This is a genomic window from Chitinophaga sp. CF418 (assembly GCF_900142925.1).
Taxonomy (GTDB): Bacteria; Bacteroidota; Bacteroidia; order Chitinophagales; family Chitinophagaceae; genus Chitinophaga.
Map to the genome: position 1 here is coordinate 210,450 of NZ_FRCN01000013.1, position 20,298 is coordinate 230,747.

The window sequence follows — 20,298 nt, forward strand, 5'->3', positions numbered from 1 at the left end:
TTCTCTGCCTGTCACCTCAATCCATAATCATTTCAGCATCAAACACTTCTGCGAAGTAGCTGCTTATTTTGGCTTTTACCTCAGCTTCGGATACGTCCCTCCCCAACTCTTCGTGCATAGAAGCAACCTTTTTATCGGAGATACCACAAGGGACTATATTGCCAAAATAGTTCAGATCGGTATTTACATTCAGCGCAAAGCCGTGCATGGTTACCCAACGACTACAGCGTACCCCCATGGCGCAGATCTTACGGGCGCGGGCAGGGTCATGAGGGTCCAGCCATACGCCGGTCTCACCCGCTGAGCGGTCGCCTTTAATGCCATAATCCGCCAATGTACGAATGATCACTTCCTCCAGGAAACGCAGATATTTGCCAATATCGGTAAAGAAATGCTCCAGGTCCAGAATGGGGTATCCTACTACCTGACCGGGACCATGATAGGTTATGTCGCCTCCGCGGTTGGTATTTGAAAAGGTGATGCCTTTGTCCTGCAACTGATGATCGTCCAGCAACAGGTTCTCCATATGGCCACTCTTTCCCAGGGTGTAAATATGCGGATGCCCGCAGAATAACAGGTAATGGGTCGTTTCCTTTGCCTGACCAGCCGGTACCTCCCCCTTTGCCAATGCCTGCTTGATACGTACATTCTCCTGTAAGAGCTGCTCCTGGTAATCCCAGGCCTTCTGATAATCAATGATTCCCAGGTCGTTCGTGTGGATCTTCTTGTTCATATTGCAGGCACAAAAGTACGGAATTAGTTCGTCTCCGTTACGTCGGCCCGCGCCATTACGCGTTGTGAGGAGTGACGCGTTTCCAGTCCGGCTGTAATACGGGAGGTGGAAATATCCCGGGAGCGAAAACCTGTTCGCTTACCCGGAGCGCCTTATGGATACGTCATGTATGCGTCAAATATCGTGTATCCTCCGGATCGACCCTGACCATCATCAGGTTAAAACTGCTGCCTATAGCCAATCTAATCCGATGTTTAATCCTCAAACCTTCTCCTGTCAAACGATTTGCGAAAATGCAAAATTAAGAATGCTTATTGGTTGCATGTTTCCTCGTTACTTCCATATCGCTTCACCGTCATTTCCATATCACTTCACCGACATTTCTATATCGAAGGGATATATATATGACGGTGAAATGATATCCAGATGACGTTATAAGGATATGGAGATATAGAAGATTAATGCAACCCAGAACGGGTTTGAAGCTAAAAAATAACTGAATATTGAGGAAAGACGGGCTATATACTCACCACAATCTGTGTACATGCGCCCCGCAATCCTTACCTTTGCAAAAATTTTGAATCCTCATGGCGGAAGAACTGATTGAACTTGACGATGAACTGGAAAACGGCGAAGGCAGCGAGGAGCTGTATGAACGGGTAAACATTGTAGCGGACAAAGGACAAGAGCCACTCCGGGTGGACAAGTTCCTGATGAACCGGGTGGAAGGGGCTACCCGTAACAAAATCCAGCAGGCCTGTGACAATGGTATGGTCATCGTCAATGACAAACCAGTGAAATCCAACTATAAGGTGAAGGCACATGACCGTATTGTGGTTTTCTCTAACAAGAATCCTGAGAATACGGAAGTGATCCCTGAAGAGATCCCCCTGGATATCATCTATGAGGATGAAGATTTAATGGTTGTCAATAAGTTACCGGGTATGGTAGTCCATCCCGGTTGCGGAAATTATACCGGTACATTGGTAAACGGACTGGCCTGGTACCTGGGCGACCGAACTACAACACCGGTACCAGAACCTGCAATTCCACGCTTCGGACTGGTGCACCGTATCGACAAGAATACCAGCGGACTACTAGTTGTAGCCAAGTCAGATAAAGCCATGAATGACCTGGCCAAACAATTTTTCGACCATACCGTTCAACGCCGTTATATGGCCCTCGTGTGGGGTGATTTTGAGGAAGAGGAAGGCACTATTGAGGCGCATGTTGGGCGTCATCAGCGTTTCCGCAAGATCATGGATGCCTATCCGGATGGCGAATATGGGAAGGAAGCCATCACCCATTACAAAGTGCTTGAGCGTTATAACTATGTGACACTCATCGAATGCCGCCTGGAAACAGGACGTACCCATCAGATCAGGGTGCATATGCAGCACATAGGGCATTCTCTGTTCAACGACGATACTTATGGAGGAAATCGCATCCTGAAGGGGACCATCTTTGCCAAATACAAGCAGTTTGTGGAAAACTGCTTCGAAATTATGCCACGTCATGCCCTGCATGCACAGACACTAGGGTTTATACATCCACGCACAAGGAAACCTATGCATTTTGAGAGTCCATTACCTGAAGATTTTAAGGCCGTTCTGGAGAAATGGAGGAGATACGTAAGTGCCAGACCTCTTGAAGATTAAATCTCATTAAAAATTAAAAACATATCACTTTTTCGTTTAATTTAGCAACTTACCCATGTCCCTCCATGAGAAGCCTATATCTATTAATTGCGGTTTTTACAACCATGCTGGGTGCATTTGGCGCCCGGGCACAAACACAATTTACGTACTCAACAACCTGCCAGAATGATAGTGTTAGATTCGAAATTGCTCCAGCGGACCTTGCAGGTATTGATTCTGTTCATTGGTACTTTGGTGATCCGGCCTCAGGTTCTGCGGATACTTCCCGGAAGATAAAAGGCGCACACCTCTACAATACTATTGGTACCTACACAGTGCAACTGATCGCTTTCAGAAATGGCGTTCAGGAAATATCTACCACCTCTCTGACAATCGTAGCTCCTGTTATTTATGATTTTGGCCCTACGGACCAGACCATTTGTGACAGTACTACCATTACCCTCACCGCCCCTACCGTACCCGGAGCGACCTATGAGTGGCAGGATGGATCTACTAATCAAAGTATACTGGTAGACACAATGGGTACCTATAAGGTGAAGATCAATGGTTGTCTGGTACCGGATTCTGTCAACGTATTCTATACGCCCGTGCCGCAACTAGACCTGGGCGACAGCAGCCTGATACTTTGCATAGGTGAAACACTGGAACTGGATGCTACCGCCCAGAACTGTACTTATCTCTGGAGCACCGGCGATACTACTCCTAACATCATTGTACACAGTGATGTGGCAATGCCATCCACCCAATATATTGTGACCGCCGATGCAAAAGGTTGTGGTCTGTACCGTGATACGATATATATCGCATTTGCCGGTCAGCAACATCCGTTCTCATTGGGAAGAGACACCATCTTATGTCCGGGAGAATCGATCACACTCGATGCTACCACACCCGGAGCTACCGCTTACCGCTGGAGTAACAGGGCCACCACACCAACAACGACCATCCGAAGTCGATGGGACCTATGGGTTTTTGTGAATATCAACAATACCTGCGAGGTCCTCGATACGATCCTGATCCGTTACAAACCGGATAAAAATCTGGATCTGGGTAATGATACCGTGGTATGTAAGGGTGAAACACTGGTACTGAAAGCCGACTTCGGGACTGCGTCCTACCGCTGGCAGGATACGTCCAAACAGGCTACCTACTATGTGCGGCAAACAGGATACTACTGGGTACAGGCGAAGGTGGGGCGTTGTATTGATAGCGACACTATCCATGTACAGTTTGAAGATACATTACATACGAATTTAGGACCGGACACGCTGTTATGTATAGGCGAGGTATACAACCTCCACCCCGATGGCGCCGGTATGCAATATAAATGGCAGGACAGCTCATCACTGCCGCTCTTCCCGGTCACGCAGGCAGGACACTATGCTATTGTGGCGACGAATAGTTGCGGGCAGTCAATAGACGAAATGGATATCACTTTCCAGGAATGTGGATGCCAGGTGTATTTGCCGACGGCCTTTACACCCAATGCCGATGGCCTGAATGACTACTTCCGGCCGAAATTCCGGTGTGCTATTTCTGACTTTGAGCTGGTGCTCTTTAACCGATGGGGACAGAGGATCTACTACACCACAGACCCGGGAGTCGGATGGAAAGGCACCTGGGATAAGGGAAGGGTGCCAGTTGGAACATATGTCTGGGTGATGGATTATAAGATAGTAGCAACGGGAGAGAAAGTGAAGAAGACAGGTTCAGTAACAGTGATCTATTAAATAGCTAACATAAAAAGAGAGGCTGCCAATGAGCAGCCTCTCTTTTTTTATTGCAATACTGATAGTTCTTCTTTTATTGCTGTTACTGATAATTTGCTGTTATTGCTATTATTGCCGTTACTGACAGGCGCTGTTCAACTTATTCCGTGAAACTGTGGAACCTTGCGATAAACTTCGCTGTTTCCCTTTTTTTGAAAGGGACATCCCAGGTACCGTCGTAAGTGACCAGTGCCGGGATGAGCAGGCCCTGTTGTTTGGTCATCTGCACATTCATCTTTACATCGAAATCAAAGAGCATTGTTTTATAAGAGAGGGAATAGATGCGGCCAACGATCTCAAAATTATCCTTATTAAAGTAAGTGATCAGCTCATTGATCACCACGTCTCCCCTGTCCAGTATATTGAGACTGGGTTTGGCCTTTGCCGTAAATACATAACAGGGAACGCTGGCATAACTTTCAGACGTGATAGAGAAATCGTACAACCTCATTACTTCCGGATCAAAAATGGCCACTTTACCTCCTACGATAGGTACACCTCTGACGGGCTTGCCGGGATTAAAGATGAGTTGTTTCAGCTGGTTTTTATGCCTGGCCATACTGCCCTTTGATCTTTCCGGTTCTTCCCCGCTGGCATCCACACATACGGTGCCCTGGGTAAAAAAGAGGTTACCGTATAATTCGGCTGTATAGTAGTTGTATTGTCCTTTCTTGTCAAAGAAATCGCCGGTAACATCCTGTCTCAGCACTTTCATGCTACGACATCTGCCCTGCATGGTTTGCTGTGTCTGACCATTGAGAGAGGCCTGCACCTCGTTATGCTTATTGTAAATACGGATATCATTGTCGGCAGTATAGCCCAGCAGGCGCAGGTTTTTAAAGGCGCGGTAAAAAGTGGTATCATCTTCCACTCTTTTAATGAAGCTGTTGACATCAAAGCCAATACGTTTGGCCTCGACGATCACTTCATCCAGGTTAATGGTCATCCCTTTGTATCTGGCGGTATCCTGCGCATAGGTTTGCTGAAAGAAAAACAGTGTGATAGTATAGAACCAGAGTTTTCGCATCCTGCGAAATTATATATTTTACGCATTTCAACTGGCTTTTCCTGCCACATACATCTGGTCTAATGTAGGAACGGCACTTCCGCCTTTTTTCTCAAGGGTAATAGCAAACATTTCGGCGTTATCAATAGACTTCATCTTTTGCAGGAGCTCATGCGGATTGCTCATTTCAAATACGCCCATATCAACAGGCTTACCATCAACGATGGCCCAGAGCTGATATTGCTTGTCAGCAGCGGGTTCCGGAAGATTATTCACCATGATGAATACCTCCTTTGACTGCTGGTTCCAGTAAACGGTAGCCAGTGCGGTGGGGAATGGTTTGGTGCCGGGCATCTTTACGGTCTTCATGGACGGATTCTTCATGAGATCGATAGCATGTTCCATCTGATCGATGCGGGTCCGGTAAAGATTAGATTCTGATGCCAGTGAATTATGTGTGGAAAGTAAAGTTTCGTAACGGCCTTTATAATCGTTGATCTGTCCGAAGAAGAAATAGTTAAGGAACAGGCTGCCCAGCAGTAATATGATGGCGGCAGCAGCTACCAGGCGCCAGGTGCTGCTTACATATGTTTTTGTTTCGGGGAATTCGTCAGTTACAGCATCTGCTCCCAGGGCGCCGCTTTCACGGGCTACTTCTTCGTTAATGATAATATGGAAAATGCGTTGCTTGAGATCTGCCGGTGGTGTTTTGGATTGCAGGGTAACGTACTGTTCCATATCCAACTGGCAGTCATCTACTGCAGCTGCTACTTCCGGATATTGCGTCATGCCGCGTTCCAGCTCCTGTACTTCATTGGAGGTAGCCAGTCCACTTACATAAGCCTCTATCAACCCGGACGATATGAAACGTGATGCGTCCACTCTTATACTAATTTTAACAAGTTCCTTAATTGAATAATTGCGTTCCTCATCCTCGTTTTTACAGTACCCAACGGAATCTCCAACACCTTAGAAATCTCTTCCTGGGTGCATCCCTTATAGTACGCTAAGTCGATGATGATTCGTTGTTCCTTGGTTAATTTTTCAAGAACCTTTGAAAGCCCAAGATGGTCAACGGATGGGAGTACAGTTAAATTACCTGTATATAAATGTACGTCATCTCCAATATCTTGGATTTTCTGATCCATTTTATGTGCCTTGGAACGGAGTGTATCAATTGCGGAATTGCGGGTAATATTGAGCATCCAGGTAAACAGACGCCCTTTGCTTTCGTCGTACCTGTCTATGTTACGCCAAATTTTAAGGAACACTTCCTGCAGCACATCATTCGCATTACTTTCGTCGTTGAGCACCTTGAGGGCTACGCCGTATAAAGCGGGGGAATAGCGGTCATAAAGGTAGCCGAATACCTTCTGGTCTTTGGCTTTCAGCCCCTGCACCAGCTCAGATTCCGTATATGTAAACGCGGATTCCAAAACAGTTAAAAATTTTGTTAAAAATACGATTCAGTGTGCTCCACAATTTAGCTGCAGGTGCTACAGTATGATTGGAACTGTTACCGGTACAACTTGTTGTTACAATCCTAATAAGTCCTGATAGATGGTTAATGGGAATGCAATATTAAAGGAAAGATAGCAATTATTACGGAATAATTGATAATGAGCGATCTAGTGTGAGGAAGGGTAGAAAAGGGATATCAGCCAGCTACTTTTCCGGCTACAAACATTTGTTCCAACGTAGGTGACGGGCTTCCACCTTTCTTTTCGAGGGTTACGGCAAAAACCTGGGCATTATCTACCGCTTTTACTTTCTGTACGGTATGCGCTTTACTGCCCAGCTCAAATACACCGGCATCGATCGGTTTACCATTTACGATAGCCCAGAGCTGATATTGTTTGTCGGCAGGAGGTTCTGGTAATGCCTGTGCGAGAATGAATGTTTCTTTCGATTGTGGGTTCCAGCAGATGGTAGCCACCACACCCGTATGTTTACCAACGCCCGGCATACGTATCCATTTGAAGGAAGGGTCTTTCATGACACCGTTTTCTTTCTGTGTAAAGTCCAGCTGTTCCTTCAGGGCATCTTTCTCCGCCAACAGGGAGGCTTGCTCTGCCTGCAGGGAAGAAACCTGCTGTTTATAGCCACTGGCATTACCGTAGGAAACGACGTTCATGACCACACTGCCCAGCAGCAGCGCAATGGCCGCGGCAGCACTGTATTGCCAGATCTGGAGTTGGGATAAGTTAAGGCCGAGGCCAGCGTCTGTATCTTCTGAGAATGTATTTTCGTTGGTTGCTGCTGTGAAGGTTTCAGTTTCAGCGGCAATGGGGTCGTCTGCTTCGTTTTTGTGCAGGCGGTCCATTATCTGGCGCTTGATACCGGCAGGGGGCTTGGCAGCCCATAGCTGTATATAGCGCTCCATATCCACCTGTAAAGCTTCTGCAGCAGCTTTTACTTCAGGGTGCTGCTGAATGGCGCCGAGTACCTCACGCGATTCTGATTCTGAAAGTAACCCCGTGACATGGTTCTCAATTAAACCGGACGATATGTAACGTTGAACATCCACTTGCTTACATCTGTTTTAAAATATTCCGCAATTGTATGATCGCATTACGCATCCTGGTCTTCACCGTTCCCAAAGGGATATCCAGTATCTTCGCAATTTCTTCCTGCGTACACCCTTTATAATAAGCCAGGTCTATAATAACACGTTGTTCCCTGCTCAGCTGTTCTACCACCTTTACCAGACCGAGATGATCCACAGAAGGATGAATGGCCAGCTGATCTGATGCAAATCCATTGCTCCCTAATTCACTAGCTTTTTGCCCCATTTTATGGGCTTTTGAGCGGAGAGTATCAATAGCAGTATTGCGCGCAATGTTCACCATCCAGGTGAAAAGGCGGCCTTTGTCGGAATCATAGCGCTCAATGCTGCGCCAGATCTTGAGAAAGATTTCCTGCAGCACATCACCGGCAATAGTTTCGTCATTGATCACTTTAAGGGCAATGCCGTATAATGCCGGGGAATAATGATCATATAAGTACCCGAAATGTTTTTCGTTCCTCGCCTTCAGGCCAAGTACTAACTCGGATTCTGTATATGTGACTGCTGCTCCCAATGTATTGTATTAGTTTGCAGGCACTAAAGTAATAGGGATTTTTAACATTACAAAATTTTCACTTGTTTTATTTGTGAAATATCATTTTGTAATCCACACTGATCTTGCCTTTGGTGATATCTTCCAGTTTGCCTTTCAGCATCCTTCTCTTTAAAGGCTTCAGATAGTCAATGAACAGTTTACCATCAATATGGTCGTACTCATGAAATATAACGCGGGCAGTTATGCCTGAGAAAGTCTTTTCCTGTGGCTGGAATTGCTCATCCACATAACGGATGGTCACGGTTTCCGGACGGTATACATCTTCACGGATCTTCGGGATACTGAGGCATCCTTCATTATAAGGCCATTCCTCTCCGCCGGTGCTTACAATATGCGCATTAATAAATACCTGTTTAACGCCATTATCGCCAGGATATTCGTTCTTCTCATCCTCTTCCAGATTATTGATGATCTGCTCACTATCCACTACAAAAAGGCGGATCGGCCTGTTGATCTGTGGCGCTGCCAGCCCTACGCCACTGGAAGCATACATGGTCTCCCACATATTGGCAATAAGTTGCTCTAACTGAGGATAATCAGGGGTTATATCTTCACACATTTTCCGTAATACCGGATGACCGTAAGCAACTATAGGTAGAATCATTTCAAAAAATTTTCAAAAATGCAAAGGTAAGTATCAATCGGGAAATAGGGCACAAGAATTGAAATGTAGCGATCAATCATCGCTACAACGCAACTAAGTCCTGAAATTCAATTATTTATACTGCAGATACTCTTGCAGGATGATGGTGGCGCTGATTTCATCCACGAGGCCCTTGTTCTGCCGGTCCTTTTTTTTCAGTCCGCTATCTATCATGGACCGGAAGGCCAGTTTGGAGGTAAAGCGTTCGTCCACCTTCTTCACCGGGATCTCGGGGAAATTCTTCTGGAGGATGCGTACACATTCTGTTACGAGGGCGGTAGCATCAGTGGCTCCCCCATCCAGGTTCTTCGGCTCCCCTATCAGTATCAGTTCTACCGACTCCTGGGCCAGGTATTTTTTGAGATAAGGAATCAGGTCGTGGGTAGCCACGGTGGTAAGACCGCTGGCAATCATCTGCAGTGGGTCTGTTACTGCAAGGCCTGTTCTCTTTTTTCCGTAGTCTATTGCAAGGACGCGCGCCATATGAATAAATTAACCGATGATGAACATATCGGCGATGGCGAATACGGCAAATACCACGCTGGCAATACCATTTGTAGTCATAAAGGCTATGTTGACACGGCTCAGATCATTGGGTTTTACCAGCAGGTGCTGGGAGATCAGCATGATAATAAATATCACTGCGCCTATTGCATATAACCAGTGGAAGCCTCCATAGATACCGATGATGATAGCCAGGGCGCCTGCTACCAGGTGCAGGACCTCAGAAAAATGCAGTGCCCCTGCTTTTCCCAACCAGGCAGGAATTGAGTTCAGAGACAGGGAGCGGTCGAAATCTTCATCCTGTAAAGAATAAATAATGTCAAAACCTGCTACCCAGCAAAGTACCAGACAGGATAACAATACGGGTAATACCGCGAAATGCCCTGTCACTGCCAGGTAAGCACCTACCGGCGCCAGGGATAAACCCAGTCCCAGTACCATATGACACAGTGCCGTGAAACGTTTTGTATAGCTATATCCCAGCACCACCAGCAAAGCTACCGGCGACAGGATAAAACATAATAAGTTGATAAACCAGGTACTACCAATGAATAACAGGCAGTTCACAATGACAAAGGTCAGCGCGTTTTTCTCGGTGATCACTCCCCGCGGGATCTCCCTGTTCACTGTACGGGGGTTCTTCCGGTCAATATCCGCATCCAGGTAACGGTTAAACGCCATCGCCGCACTGCGGGCAAATACCATACACAATACTACCAGTACGAACGACTGCCAGCTGAAAGAGTGATCTGTTTTGGTGGTAGCGATAAAAAAGCCTGTCAGTGCGAAAGGCATCGCGAATATAGTGTGGCTGAATTTTACCAGCGAGAGGTATTTATTAACCGTTACGATCATTGTGCCTGTTTTTTCAGTTTTACAAATATATCCCAAACCACAATACCAGTACTCACAGAGATATTTAATGAATGTTTCATGCCAGACTGCGGTATTTCGATACAGCCCTCCACCAGTTTCATCACCTCCGCATCCACACCTGTCACCTCATTACCGAATACCAGCGCCAGTGGTTTACCGGTTGCCGGCTCAAAGCTATCCAGCATAACGCTGTTCTCCGCCTGTTCTATCGCCATGACAATATACCCTGCCTCCCGGAGTGCCGTTACCGCTTCCACCGTTGTAGGAAAGTATTGCCATTCAACAGTTTCCGTAGCGCCTAAAGCCGTTTTCTGAATATCGCGGTGAGGGGGAACGGGCGTATATCCGCATAAAACGATGCCCTGTAAAAGGAAGCCATCTGCCGTACGGAATACCGATCCTACGTTATGCATACTGCGCACATTGTCCAGTACCAGCACCAAAGGTGTTTTATCTGCCGCCTTGAACTGGTCCACCGTTTTGCGGCCAAGTTCATCCATGCTTAATTTTCGCATTTTGCAAAAGTACGATAAAATGGGTAGTGTACCGGTATGTGTACATCTGCCTTTCAGCACGTCCGGACATTATTATATATTTGCCGAATGGCAAAAAGCAAATCAGTAGAAACCCCTCTCATGCAACAGCATAAGGCTATTAAAGCCCGTTACCCGGACGCCGTGCTGTTGTTCCGCGTGGGAGATTTTTATGAAACTTTTAATGAGGATGCGATCATTGCATCCAAAGTATTAGGTATTGTGCTCACCAAAAGAGCAAATGGTTCTGCATCCCAGCAGGACCTCGCAGGTTTTCCACATCATTCCCTGGATACCTATCTCCATAAGCTGGTAAAAGCAGGCTACCGTGTGGCGGTGTGCGACCAGCTGGAAGATCCCAAAGCAGCAAAAGGTATTGTTAAACGCGGAGTGACCGAAATGGTAACTCCTGGTGTGGCCGTCAATGACAAGATCCTGGAAAATGCCAGTAATAACTTCCTGGCGGCGGTTCATTTTGGCAAAGACCATACCGGGGTATCCTTCCTCGATATCTCTACAGGAGAGTTCTTCATTGCCCAGGGCAGCCTGGAATATGTGGATAAACTGCTCCAGAGTTTCAAACCCGCGGAAGTCATCTTTGCCCGTCAGCAGCAGAAACATTTCAAGGAGCAATTCGGTTCCAAATTCTATACATATACAATGGAAGAGTGGATCTTCACGGCTAACTATGCACAGGAGATCCTGCTTAAACAGTTTGAAACACACAGCCTCAAAGGTTTTGGCGTGGAAAGTCTTTCCGATGCCATCGTCGCCGCCGGCGCTGCCCTGCATTACCTGCGCGATACCGAGCATCCGCATCTGCAACACATCACCAGCATACAACGGATAGAACAGGACGACTTCCTCTGGATGGACCGCTTCACTATCCGCAACCTGGAACTGCTTGGCAGCAGTGTGGAAAACGGGAATACCCTGCTGGGCACCCTGGACAGCACCGTGACCCCTATGGGCGCCAGGCTGCTGAAACGCTGGCTGATACTCCCCCTGCGGGATATCAACCAGATCAACGAACGACTGGATATTACAGAGTTCTTTATCAAACAGTCAGACCTTTCCAGGGACCTGCTGGCCCATCTCAAGCAAACCGGCGACCTGGAACGTCTTGTATCCAAAATCCCCCTGCGGAAGATCAATCCGCGGGAAGTGATGTCCCTGGCTAAAGCACTGCAGCAGGTAGAAGGCGTTAAGCAACTGCAGGCGCAGGCGGGGCATCCATATTTAACACAACTCAGTGAAAAGCTGGACCACTGTCCCGATATCCTTGGCCGCATCCTCGCACAGGTAATGGAAACACCACCGGTACTCGTCAGCAAGGGCAATGTGATCCAAAACGGTGTGCATCCTGAACTGGACAGCCTGCGTACCATTGCTCATTCAGGCAAGGAATATCTGCTGCGTATCCAACAGACAGAATCTGACGCTACTGGTATTCCCAGTTTGAAAGTAGCTTTCAATAACGTGTTTGGTTACTACCTGGAGGTAACGAACGCCCACAAGAACAAAGTGCCGGACACCTGGATCCGCAAACAGACGCTGGCCAATGCGGAGCGTTACATTACGCCTGAACTGAAAGAGTATGAAGAAAAGATAGTAGGCGCTGAAGAAAAGATCCTTGCCCTGGAGGTGCAGCTCTTCGATGATCTGCTGCTGGCCCTGCAACCTTATATTCAGGCCATCCAACAAAATGCACAGATCCTGGCCCGTATAGACTGTCTGTTGAGTTTTGCCCATAATGCCATCCACTATAAATACCGCCGTCCGAATGTTACCGAGGGGTATCACCTGGACATTCGTGAAGGCAGACACCCGGTTATTGAGCGTGGCTTACCACTCGGGGAAAGTTATGTCGCCAACGATATACTGCTGGATAAAGAAGAGCAACAGATCATCATTCTGACAGGACCTAACATGAGCGGTAAATCCGCCCTGCTGCGTCAGACTGCGCTGATCACACTGATGGCGCACATGGGTAGTTTTGTACCTGCTGCAGCGGCAGAGATAGGATTGACGGATAAGATATTCACCCGTGTTGGCGCTTCTGACAACCTGAGTGGCGGTGAATCCACCTTCATGGTTGAAATGAATGAAACCGCCAGCATTATCAACAATATCACACCACGCAGTCTTGTTATACTCGATGAAATAGGCCGTGGTACCAGTACTTATGATGGTATCTCCATTGCCTGGAGCATCGTGGAATACCTGCATGATATGACGCAGCATAAGCCTAAAACGCTTTTCGCCACGCACTATCATGAACTGAATGAGCTGGAGAACAAGCATAGCCGTATCAAGAACTTCCACATCACCAATAAGGAATCCGGCAATAAAGTGATCTTCCTCCGCAAGCTCGCACCAGGAGGCAGCCGCCACAGTTTCGGTATTCATGTAGCCCGTATGGCCGGTATGCCGCCACAGCTGATACAGCGTGCCAATGAAGTGCTGGCACACCTGGAAGAGAAACACATCGATGCACCGCTGGATAAACACGTAAAAGATCTTGCAGGTCCGACGCAGAAGGTACAACTCAGCATCTTTGATGCGCATAGCGATACCTTTAAACAAATCAGGGATATGCTGGGAGATGTGGATATTAACAGGCTGACGCCGGTGGAAGCCTTGCTGAAGCTGAATGAGATAAAGAATCTGATATAAATAAAGAGGGCTCGTTTTAAGCGAGCCCTCTTTATTTACTGTCGTTTTATTTCCCGTTTCTCATCCCCTTCTTCATAAGGGATGGCCATCATGATCAGCGTCATCATTTCATCTTTCGTTCGCATGGCGCCATATACCAGCTGAGGCGGGAAAGAGGGATTGGATGCGTTATTCACAGTATTATCATACGTACCTTCGATAGTGAGCACTGTTCCTTTCGGAATCTTTATCAGTTTTGGGAACCAGTATATCTCCTGCCAGTTGAAATCCCATTGTGGAATTGACACTAATCGTATGGTATCTTTTTCCGGCGTAACAGCATATGCTTTAAAGGTTTTACCCAGCAGGTGCATATGCGGCCATACGTACATGAGCGACTGTGTTTCTGTGATCTTCACATTCACTTTAAAGCTCTTCTCAACATTAGCAGGGATGTAAAAGAAAGGCTCGATGTCCTTCTCCCCTACTCCACCCGAGCCATATGTAGTCGCTTTTATCTGCCGCTTTACCGGTTTCTTTTTGAAAAAGAACTGTACGCCGCTGATCACTTCTTCATCTTTCCCTACAGGTGCGTAATGCACTGTTAACAACACCACGCCCCGCTTAGGCATTACCCAGCCCATGTCTTCGGGATAAGATTCATAACTGCTGCCGGGGATCCATCCTCCAAAGTATTTCATCTTTTTACGGTAATTGACATATTGCTGGTAGTAGTCAAGATGTGACTCAGTATTATCAACATAATCTGCAGTATTATAGAGATCAGCATCCGGCACATCATCTATTTCATAGTTGGCGTGATGGATCACTTTCTTATTATTCGAAGTAAATTCAATAGCTTCCACAGCAACAGAGTCCGGCAAGTCAAAAGGCATTTTGTAGACGATGAAACGTTCTACATTATCTCCTTCCAGCACATAAGATGATTTCATTTTCAGCACGAGGTCAGGCTCGCGGTTGAACAGTGTACCCTTTACCCAGGTATTTGCTGTTTCTTCACCTGAACCTTCTCCTTTAGGCATGCCATGCTCAGCCCATTCAGCGATCAATCTGATCTCTTCATCCGACAGTTTTCTTTCGTTGGCAAAACTTACATAATGCGGATCTGGTTTCCATGGTGGCATGTAATGGCTTTCTGTAACCCGTTTAATAAAAGAAGCTCTTTTGGCTACCTCTTCATATGTAAGAAGTGAAAAAGGCGCTGCCTCACCTTGCCGATGACAGGGAGTGCAGTTACGGTGGATAATGGGTGCAATATGTTGCGACCAGGTGATCTGCTGTGCAGAAACTTTTTTCAGGCAGGTAATAAGGAATAAAAATAATAAGGTAATGGAACTTCGCATGCTCATACTCTCGGCTTATTAATTTACATGTCAGGGAAGTGCCCTTCGTTCTTCATAATACGTGTTCAAGATACAAAAAGTAGCCGCATAAAAAAACCGTCCCGCTTAAAGCGGGACGGTTCCTTATTTTCAGTATAAGTGAGTATATTATTTTACTGCATATCCCACCAAACACGACCAGTTAAGTCATTTGGCTGACCATAAGCGCCGTCCTTCTGCATGTCGGAGATAGCGGTATTATAGTTAGGGATATTTTCCTGTGTATTGGAAGGAATTGGCAGTATCCAACGACGTGGAACTGTTGATTTCACACCAGAGATCATGAATGGTTCGAAAGGCAGGATACCACCTTCTTTAGGATAACCAGTGCGTTTCCATGAAGCCCATGCTTCCTGTGGAACTTTGAACAGGTTCAGGAAGCTCTGAACACCGATCTTTTCCAGTTTCTCATCCAGGGTACCGGTGTAAGCAACAGCAGGATCAGCCAGGTAAGTAGTGATCTCTTCGGCACCCAGTGCAGAGTAACCAATGATCTTAGCTGTAGATCCTATCTTATCGTATGCTTGCAGGGAAGCAGTTACGCCTTTATTGTACCATTCTTCAGCTTGACCACCGGTGTTTACACCACGTTCTGTGAATTCAGCCAGGATGAAACACATTTCAGCGTAAGAAGCGATAGGCTGGATATACTGACCACCGCTGCCAGCACCACCATCCTGATCGAGGTCGAACAGACGGGTCTGTACTTTGGACAGGGTATCGTAAGTCACCTGAGAAGTTTTACCACCCAGTGTGATAGTATAGATCCTTCTGGAGTACAGTCTGCTGTAAGCAGCATTGCTCTTGGCATCAGGACTGGAAGGGATACCTACATAACGGCGAGGGTTGTATGTAGTACCGGAAGACAGCGCACCGCCATTTTTCAGGCTGTCAATTACTGACTGGGTGTAGCTGTTTGATTTGAAGAACACACGCAGACGTGGGTCGCTGTGAGTGTACATAAAATCCACGATGTTTTTAGCTGCTACGAAAGCGCTACCGTTATCAGGATTCCAGTTACCACTACGAGCGAAGTTTGTTGCACTGGAGATGAATTTCCATTCTTCATCATTGCTGGTGAAGATACCTGCGGTGCTGGCGATAACATCAGCTACGATAGCTTTTGCTTTCGCATCTGATCTTTTGTACTGACGCATAGCCAGTTTCAGACGCAGTACGTTAGCCGCTTTTGCCCATTTTGCAGCGTCTCCGTTGTAGAACATTTCTGAACTACCGTAAGTTACCTGGCCAGCAGCATTAGCAGACAGGGTAGTTACGGCAGCTTTCAACTGAGCATCCCATACATCGAACAGGGATGACTGGCTGTCATACTTAGGTGTGAACATAGAGCTATCACGAGCCTGCCATGCCTGCGTATAAGGAATGCTACCATTAGCGTCGGAAACTCTCCATGCAGCATATACTTTCAGCACGTTAGCGATTGCAGTAACGTTCTGGTATTTAGCTTTGTCTTCTGCAGACATTTTATCTACTATAGACTGGATCTGGGTAGTGTAACGGCCGATGATATTGTACAGATCATTGTACAGACCATTGGTGTTAGAATTAGCACCAAACAGGGAGTTGTTTGCGCTACTTGCCGGGTCCTGTGCTACGAACTGCATCCAGCGCATGATGTACTGGTAGTTGTCGTAGAACCATTCAAAGTCGCGGTCTACCAGTTTGTATTCCGCAGCTACGATCAGTGTTTCCGGGTTAGTGGTCGGACTAACTATCGGGTTTGTATTTAAGTCTTCGAAGTCTTTGGTACAGGATGACAGCAGTAAAGATGCCGCTGCAACGCCCATTCCCAATTTATTTATAAATCTCATGTTTGCTATCGTTTAAAAGATTAACGGCATCAATTAGAATCCTACCTGAATTGTAACAGCCATGTTACGAGTATAAGGAGTGCTACCATATTCAGAGAATGCAGAAGAGCTGTTGTTACGAACTGCTTCCGGATTGATTCCGATTGGCATGTGATTATACAGGTAACCCAGGTTACGGCCCACCAGGTTAACACGCACGCTGTTCAGTTTAGCGCGCTGTACAAGGCTGGAAGGTAAAGAGTAACCCAGAGACACTTCACGCAGTGCTACATAAGATGCATCAAATACAGAGTATTCGCGGATACCGATACCCCAGTCACCCTGCATACCGTAGTACTGGTATGGAGTCAGCGGAGTCACATAACCAGCAGTATATGCTTCACGGTAAGTTTTACCGCTCAGGTCAACCAGCTGTCCAGCGGCATCAGTGATAGTATAACCATCCTGGAATACACCATCAGGGATCAAACCATCGTTACGGGTACGGCCAGTTCCATCAGTAAAGGTTATACCGCCACTAGCTGCATCACGACCGGCTTCTGTATTTGCAGTTGTACCACGACCAGTACCATACTGGTGAGAAGCAGAGAACATATCACCACCGATACGAGCCTGTAGCAGGAAGCCCAGGTTCCAGTTCTTATAAGTGAAAGTGTTGCTGAAGCCCAGGTTCAAGTCTGGAGTGATGTTACCGATATTGTTGTTAACAGCACGCTTGTACTGAACAGGGAAGTCACCGCTCTTCTCGATGATCTTCTGACCCTGTGCGTTACGGGTATAACCGTAAGGAGTAGCCAGTACGCCATACGCCTTACCGGCAGTAGCAATTACTCTAACGCCCTGGTCTTCGTTCAGCTGTACTTCGCTTACGCCATTGGTCAGTTCAATGATCTTGTTCTTGTTATGGCTACCATTCAATGTCAGATCCCATGTGAAATCTTTGTGCTGGATCGGAGTAGCATTGATCGCTACTTCTATACCAGTGTTCTGCATATTGCCTGCGTTGATGTAGCGGGATTTAACACCTGATTCAACAGATACAGGCAGTTGCAGGATCTGGTTCTTAACATTTGTTTTATACCATGCAACATCAAAACCTAAACGATTATTGAAGAAACGTACATCAGCACCAAATTCCAAACTGTGAGAAATAGATGGTTTCAGGTTCGGGTTAGGCATGATGTCTTCGTTGTAGATCTTCATCAGTGGCAGGCTTGAGTTGGAACCTGCACCCTGGAAGTAAGAGTCGGTATAGTAACCGCTGTTAGTCTGGTAAGGATTCAGGTCACCACCCACCATAGCGTAGGAAGCACGAAGTTTACCAAAGCTGATCACTGAAGGCAGTTTACCTTTCAGGCTTTCTGTGAATTCCCATGCACCGCTGAAGGAAGGATAGAAATAAGAGTTGTTACTGTTTCCTGTCAGGTAAGTCAGTGCGGAAGACCAGTCGTTACGGCCGGTTACATCCAGGAAGAACGCGTTCTTATAAGCCACGCTCGCAGCGAAGAACACAGAGTTGATACGTTTGCGATCCAGTGGTTTGTTGTCTATCTGCGCAGCATTAACACTGTTGGAGATAGCATACAGTCTTGGCAGACGCAGACCACCGCTGGTCTTGTTCACATACTGCTGACCGATACCACTGTTCCAGGTTTCAGCACCAAGGTTCAAAGTAGCTTCGAAGTCTTTACCCAGTTTAGGAGTGATCATAGCCATACCGGTGAAGGTGTGCTGTAATCTGTCCATACCACCTTCCTGGAAGTAACCAACAGAACCAGAGAAGTTTGGACCCTGACCTGCGTCTTTACGCTGATCGTAGGTATTTTCCTTACTCATGTTTCCTTTCAGTAAGAATTTCAGCCAGTCAGTAGCGGTAGCAGTCAGGTTTACGTAACCAGTCAGCAAAGACTCCCTACGTGTCCAGCTGTTATAAGCCAGTGTGTACCAGTAGTCAGCACCAGCATAAGAACCGGTAGGACGCATTGAATTGTCTGGCGCCAGGTAGTTCTCTTGTCTGCTCCAGTAAGCAGGATCATAGTTACGAGGAAATACGTAAACATATTTACGCCCCAGGTTCTGACCTGTATAGTCACCACCCTGACGGTCAGGGTTGTACGTTTTACTTGCAGTATAAGTAACACCCGCATCAGCAGACAGATATTTGGAGATAGTCTGTGAAGCTTTCAGGGAGATGTTATTCCTGTTGAATTCGTTGTTGGTTACAACACCTTTATTATTCAGACGAGAGAAAGAGAGACGGAATGTACCTCTTTCGCTACCACCTTCCATTGCTACGTTAGTATTGTAGTACTGGCCGGTGCGATACATATCTTTGTAGTTATTCGGCATTGGAGAGTAAGGGCGTAACTCACCGTTCAGCACCTTCTTCATCTGGCCTTCCATTTTAGGACCAAAGCTGTAACCACCTGCCCAGTCAAGAGCTTCCGGATCGCTGGATGAAAAAGTACCATCCAGACCAGCACCGTAAGTATTCTGCAGTTCAATAGGAGTTTTGTATACTTCTTCCAGCTGAACTGTCTGGCTTACAGTAACACCAATACCTTTACGGGCAACACCTTTCTTGGTAGTGATCAATACTGCACCATTTAGTGCGCGGGAACCGTAGAGCGCAGTTGCAGCAGCACCTTTCAGTACAGTTACAGACTGGTACTCATCCGGGTTCAGATTTTTCAGTACGTTACCGAAGTTTACAGCGTTGTCGCTCACTTCGTTTTCAAAGATCACACCATCTACTACGAAGATAGGCTGGTCTTTGTCATTCAGTGATTTAGCACCACGCAAGATGATACGACCTGCAGCCTGAGGACCACCCACAGCGCTGGAGATGTCCACACCCGCAACTTTACCTTGCAGTGCAGCAACAGGGTTGATAGCATTGGTTTTAGAGATCTCGTCACCCTTCAGTTCAGTGATCGCATAACCCAGTTTACGTTGCTCACGCTTCATACCTAAAGCGGTTACAACTACTTCATTCAGATTTTTGTTGTCTTCACTCAGGATAATATCCAATGGACCGCTTGCCGGCGCTTCCTTGGCAGCATAGCCCATGTAGGAGAACACAAGAACCGCATTAGACGGAACAGACAGTTTAAATCCGCCTTCTGCGTTGGACATTGTACCATTAGAAGTGCCTTTTTCCTTAATGGTAACACCCGGCAGAAAAGCGCCGTTGCTATCTTTAATGGTTCCGGACACTACCTTCTTATCCTGCGCAAACGCTGTTATACAGCAGCATAAGAAGAGCAATGTGCATACAAGAAATGATCTTCGCATAGCTTTCTCTAGGTTTTAATTATTATTTGTTGTTTAGTCTCAAAGTGACATAGATATCCCAGGTCGCCTGATCGGCAACAAAAAAGGGGGACTCTAAAAGTTTTAAACTCAGATGTAAAAGCAGGTTACAGTATACCGCTAAGCATAGCCCGTTCGAATCGTCTTTCTCGATTTCCGTTTTTCTTTAAAAAACATTTAAAGGCATAGGCGTCTTCATCCAGTCCGCACAAAAATTTGTATTAATAGTTACTCTTTACGCTTGTTTACTCT

16 protein-coding genes are annotated in these 20,298 nt (G+C 46.6%); 3 read left to right on the top strand and 13 right to left on the bottom strand.

Annotated features, from left to right (window positions below; all coding sequences use genetic code 11):
- Positions 1-16: 16 nt before the first annotated feature.
- On the bottom strand, positions 17-733 hold the full coding sequence (lipB, locus tag F3I09_RS25950; RefSeq protein ID WP_149697968.1) for a lipoyl(octanoyl) transferase LipB: 717 nt from the start codon (positions 731-733) through the stop codon (positions 17-19).
- 587 nt (positions 734-1,320) lie between these two features.
- Between lipB and F3I09_RS25955 the strand changes: the two genes are divergently transcribed.
- On the top strand, positions 1,321-2,391 hold the full coding sequence (locus tag F3I09_RS25955; protein ID WP_188133962.1) for an RluA family pseudouridine synthase: 1,071 nt from the start codon (positions 1,321-1,323) through the stop codon (positions 2,389-2,391).
- 65 nt (positions 2,392-2,456) lie between these two features.
- Positions 2,457-4,121: a gliding motility-associated C-terminal domain-containing protein gene (locus F3I09_RS25960; RefSeq protein WP_149697970.1), complete on the top strand. Its 1,665-nt coding sequence runs from the start codon at positions 2,457-2,459 to the stop codon at positions 4,119-4,121.
- Positions 4,122-4,260: 139 nt separating this feature from the next.
- Here F3I09_RS25960 and F3I09_RS25965 read toward each other — a convergent pair whose 3' ends face one another.
- The 9 genes from F3I09_RS25965 to F3I09_RS26005 form a co-directional block, all read right to left on the bottom strand.
- Positions 4,261-5,187, bottom strand: coding sequence for a hypothetical protein (locus tag F3I09_RS25965; RefSeq protein ID WP_149697971.1), 927 nt, complete (start codon positions 5,185-5,187; stop codon positions 4,261-4,263).
- Positions 5,188-5,214: 27 nt separating this feature from the next.
- Positions 5,215-6,048 carry an anti-sigma factor domain-containing protein gene (locus tag F3I09_RS25970; protein ID WP_149697972.1) on the bottom strand — a complete coding sequence of 278 codons (834 nt, stop codon included), beginning with the start codon at positions 6,046-6,048 and terminating at the stop codon, positions 5,215-5,217.
- A gap of 2 nt (positions 6,049-6,050) precedes the next feature.
- On the bottom strand, positions 6,051-6,602 hold the full coding sequence (locus F3I09_RS25975; RefSeq protein ID WP_089832245.1) for an RNA polymerase sigma factor: 552 nt from the start codon (positions 6,600-6,602) through the stop codon (positions 6,051-6,053).
- Positions 6,603-6,823: 221 nt separating this feature from the next.
- Positions 6,824-7,693: an anti-sigma factor domain-containing protein gene (locus tag F3I09_RS25980; protein WP_149697973.1), complete on the bottom strand. Its 870-nt coding sequence runs from the start codon at positions 7,691-7,693 to the stop codon at positions 6,824-6,826.
- A gap of 4 nt (positions 7,694-7,697) precedes the next feature.
- Entirely contained in the window at positions 7,698-8,246 is a 549-nt protein-coding gene (locus F3I09_RS25985) for an RNA polymerase sigma factor (RefSeq protein ID WP_149697974.1), read from the bottom strand.
- Between the two features lie 67 nt (positions 8,247-8,313).
- Entirely contained in the window at positions 8,314-8,892 is a 579-nt protein-coding gene (def, locus tag F3I09_RS25990; protein WP_149697975.1) for a peptide deformylase, read from the bottom strand.
- 111 nt (positions 8,893-9,003) lie between these two features.
- Positions 9,004-9,414 (bottom strand): Holliday junction resolvase RuvX, encoded by a 411-nt coding sequence (gene ruvX / locus F3I09_RS25995; protein ID WP_149697976.1) that lies wholly within the window; start codon positions 9,412-9,414, stop codon positions 9,004-9,006.
- Positions 9,415-9,423: 9 nt separating this feature from the next.
- Positions 9,424-10,290: a UbiA-like polyprenyltransferase gene (locus tag F3I09_RS26000; RefSeq protein WP_149697977.1), complete on the bottom strand. Its 867-nt coding sequence runs from the start codon at positions 10,288-10,290 to the stop codon at positions 9,424-9,426.
- Positions 10,287-10,826 (bottom strand): RNA methyltransferase, encoded by a 540-nt coding sequence (locus tag F3I09_RS26005; protein WP_149697978.1) that lies wholly within the window; start codon positions 10,824-10,826, stop codon positions 10,287-10,289. Before F3I09_RS26005 ends, F3I09_RS26000 begins: the two co-directional genes overlap by 4 nt.
- A gap of 87 nt (positions 10,827-10,913) precedes the next feature.
- On the opposite strand from F3I09_RS26005, the gene mutS reads away from it, so the two are divergent.
- On the top strand, positions 10,914-13,520 hold the full coding sequence (gene mutS / locus F3I09_RS26010) for a DNA mismatch repair protein MutS (RefSeq protein WP_149697979.1): 2,607 nt from the start codon (positions 10,914-10,916) through the stop codon (positions 13,518-13,520).
- A 35-nt stretch (positions 13,521-13,555) separates the two neighbouring features.
- Here the strand turns inward: mutS and F3I09_RS26015 are convergent, their stop codons facing one another.
- From F3I09_RS26015 to F3I09_RS26025, 3 genes are all read right to left on the bottom strand, one after another.
- Positions 13,556-14,869 (bottom strand): cytochrome c, encoded by a 1,314-nt coding sequence (locus F3I09_RS26015; RefSeq protein WP_149697980.1) that lies wholly within the window; start codon positions 14,867-14,869, stop codon positions 13,556-13,558.
- Positions 14,870-15,015: 146 nt separating this feature from the next.
- On the bottom strand, positions 15,016-16,734 hold the full coding sequence (locus F3I09_RS26020; RefSeq protein ID WP_149697981.1) for a SusD/RagB family nutrient-binding outer membrane lipoprotein: 1,719 nt from the start codon (positions 16,732-16,734) through the stop codon (positions 15,016-15,018).
- 33 nt (positions 16,735-16,767) lie between these two features.
- Entirely contained in the window at positions 16,768-20,028 is a 3,261-nt protein-coding gene (locus F3I09_RS26025; RefSeq protein WP_149697982.1) for a SusC/RagA family TonB-linked outer membrane protein, read from the bottom strand.
- Positions 20,029-20,298 lie beyond the last annotated feature (270 nt).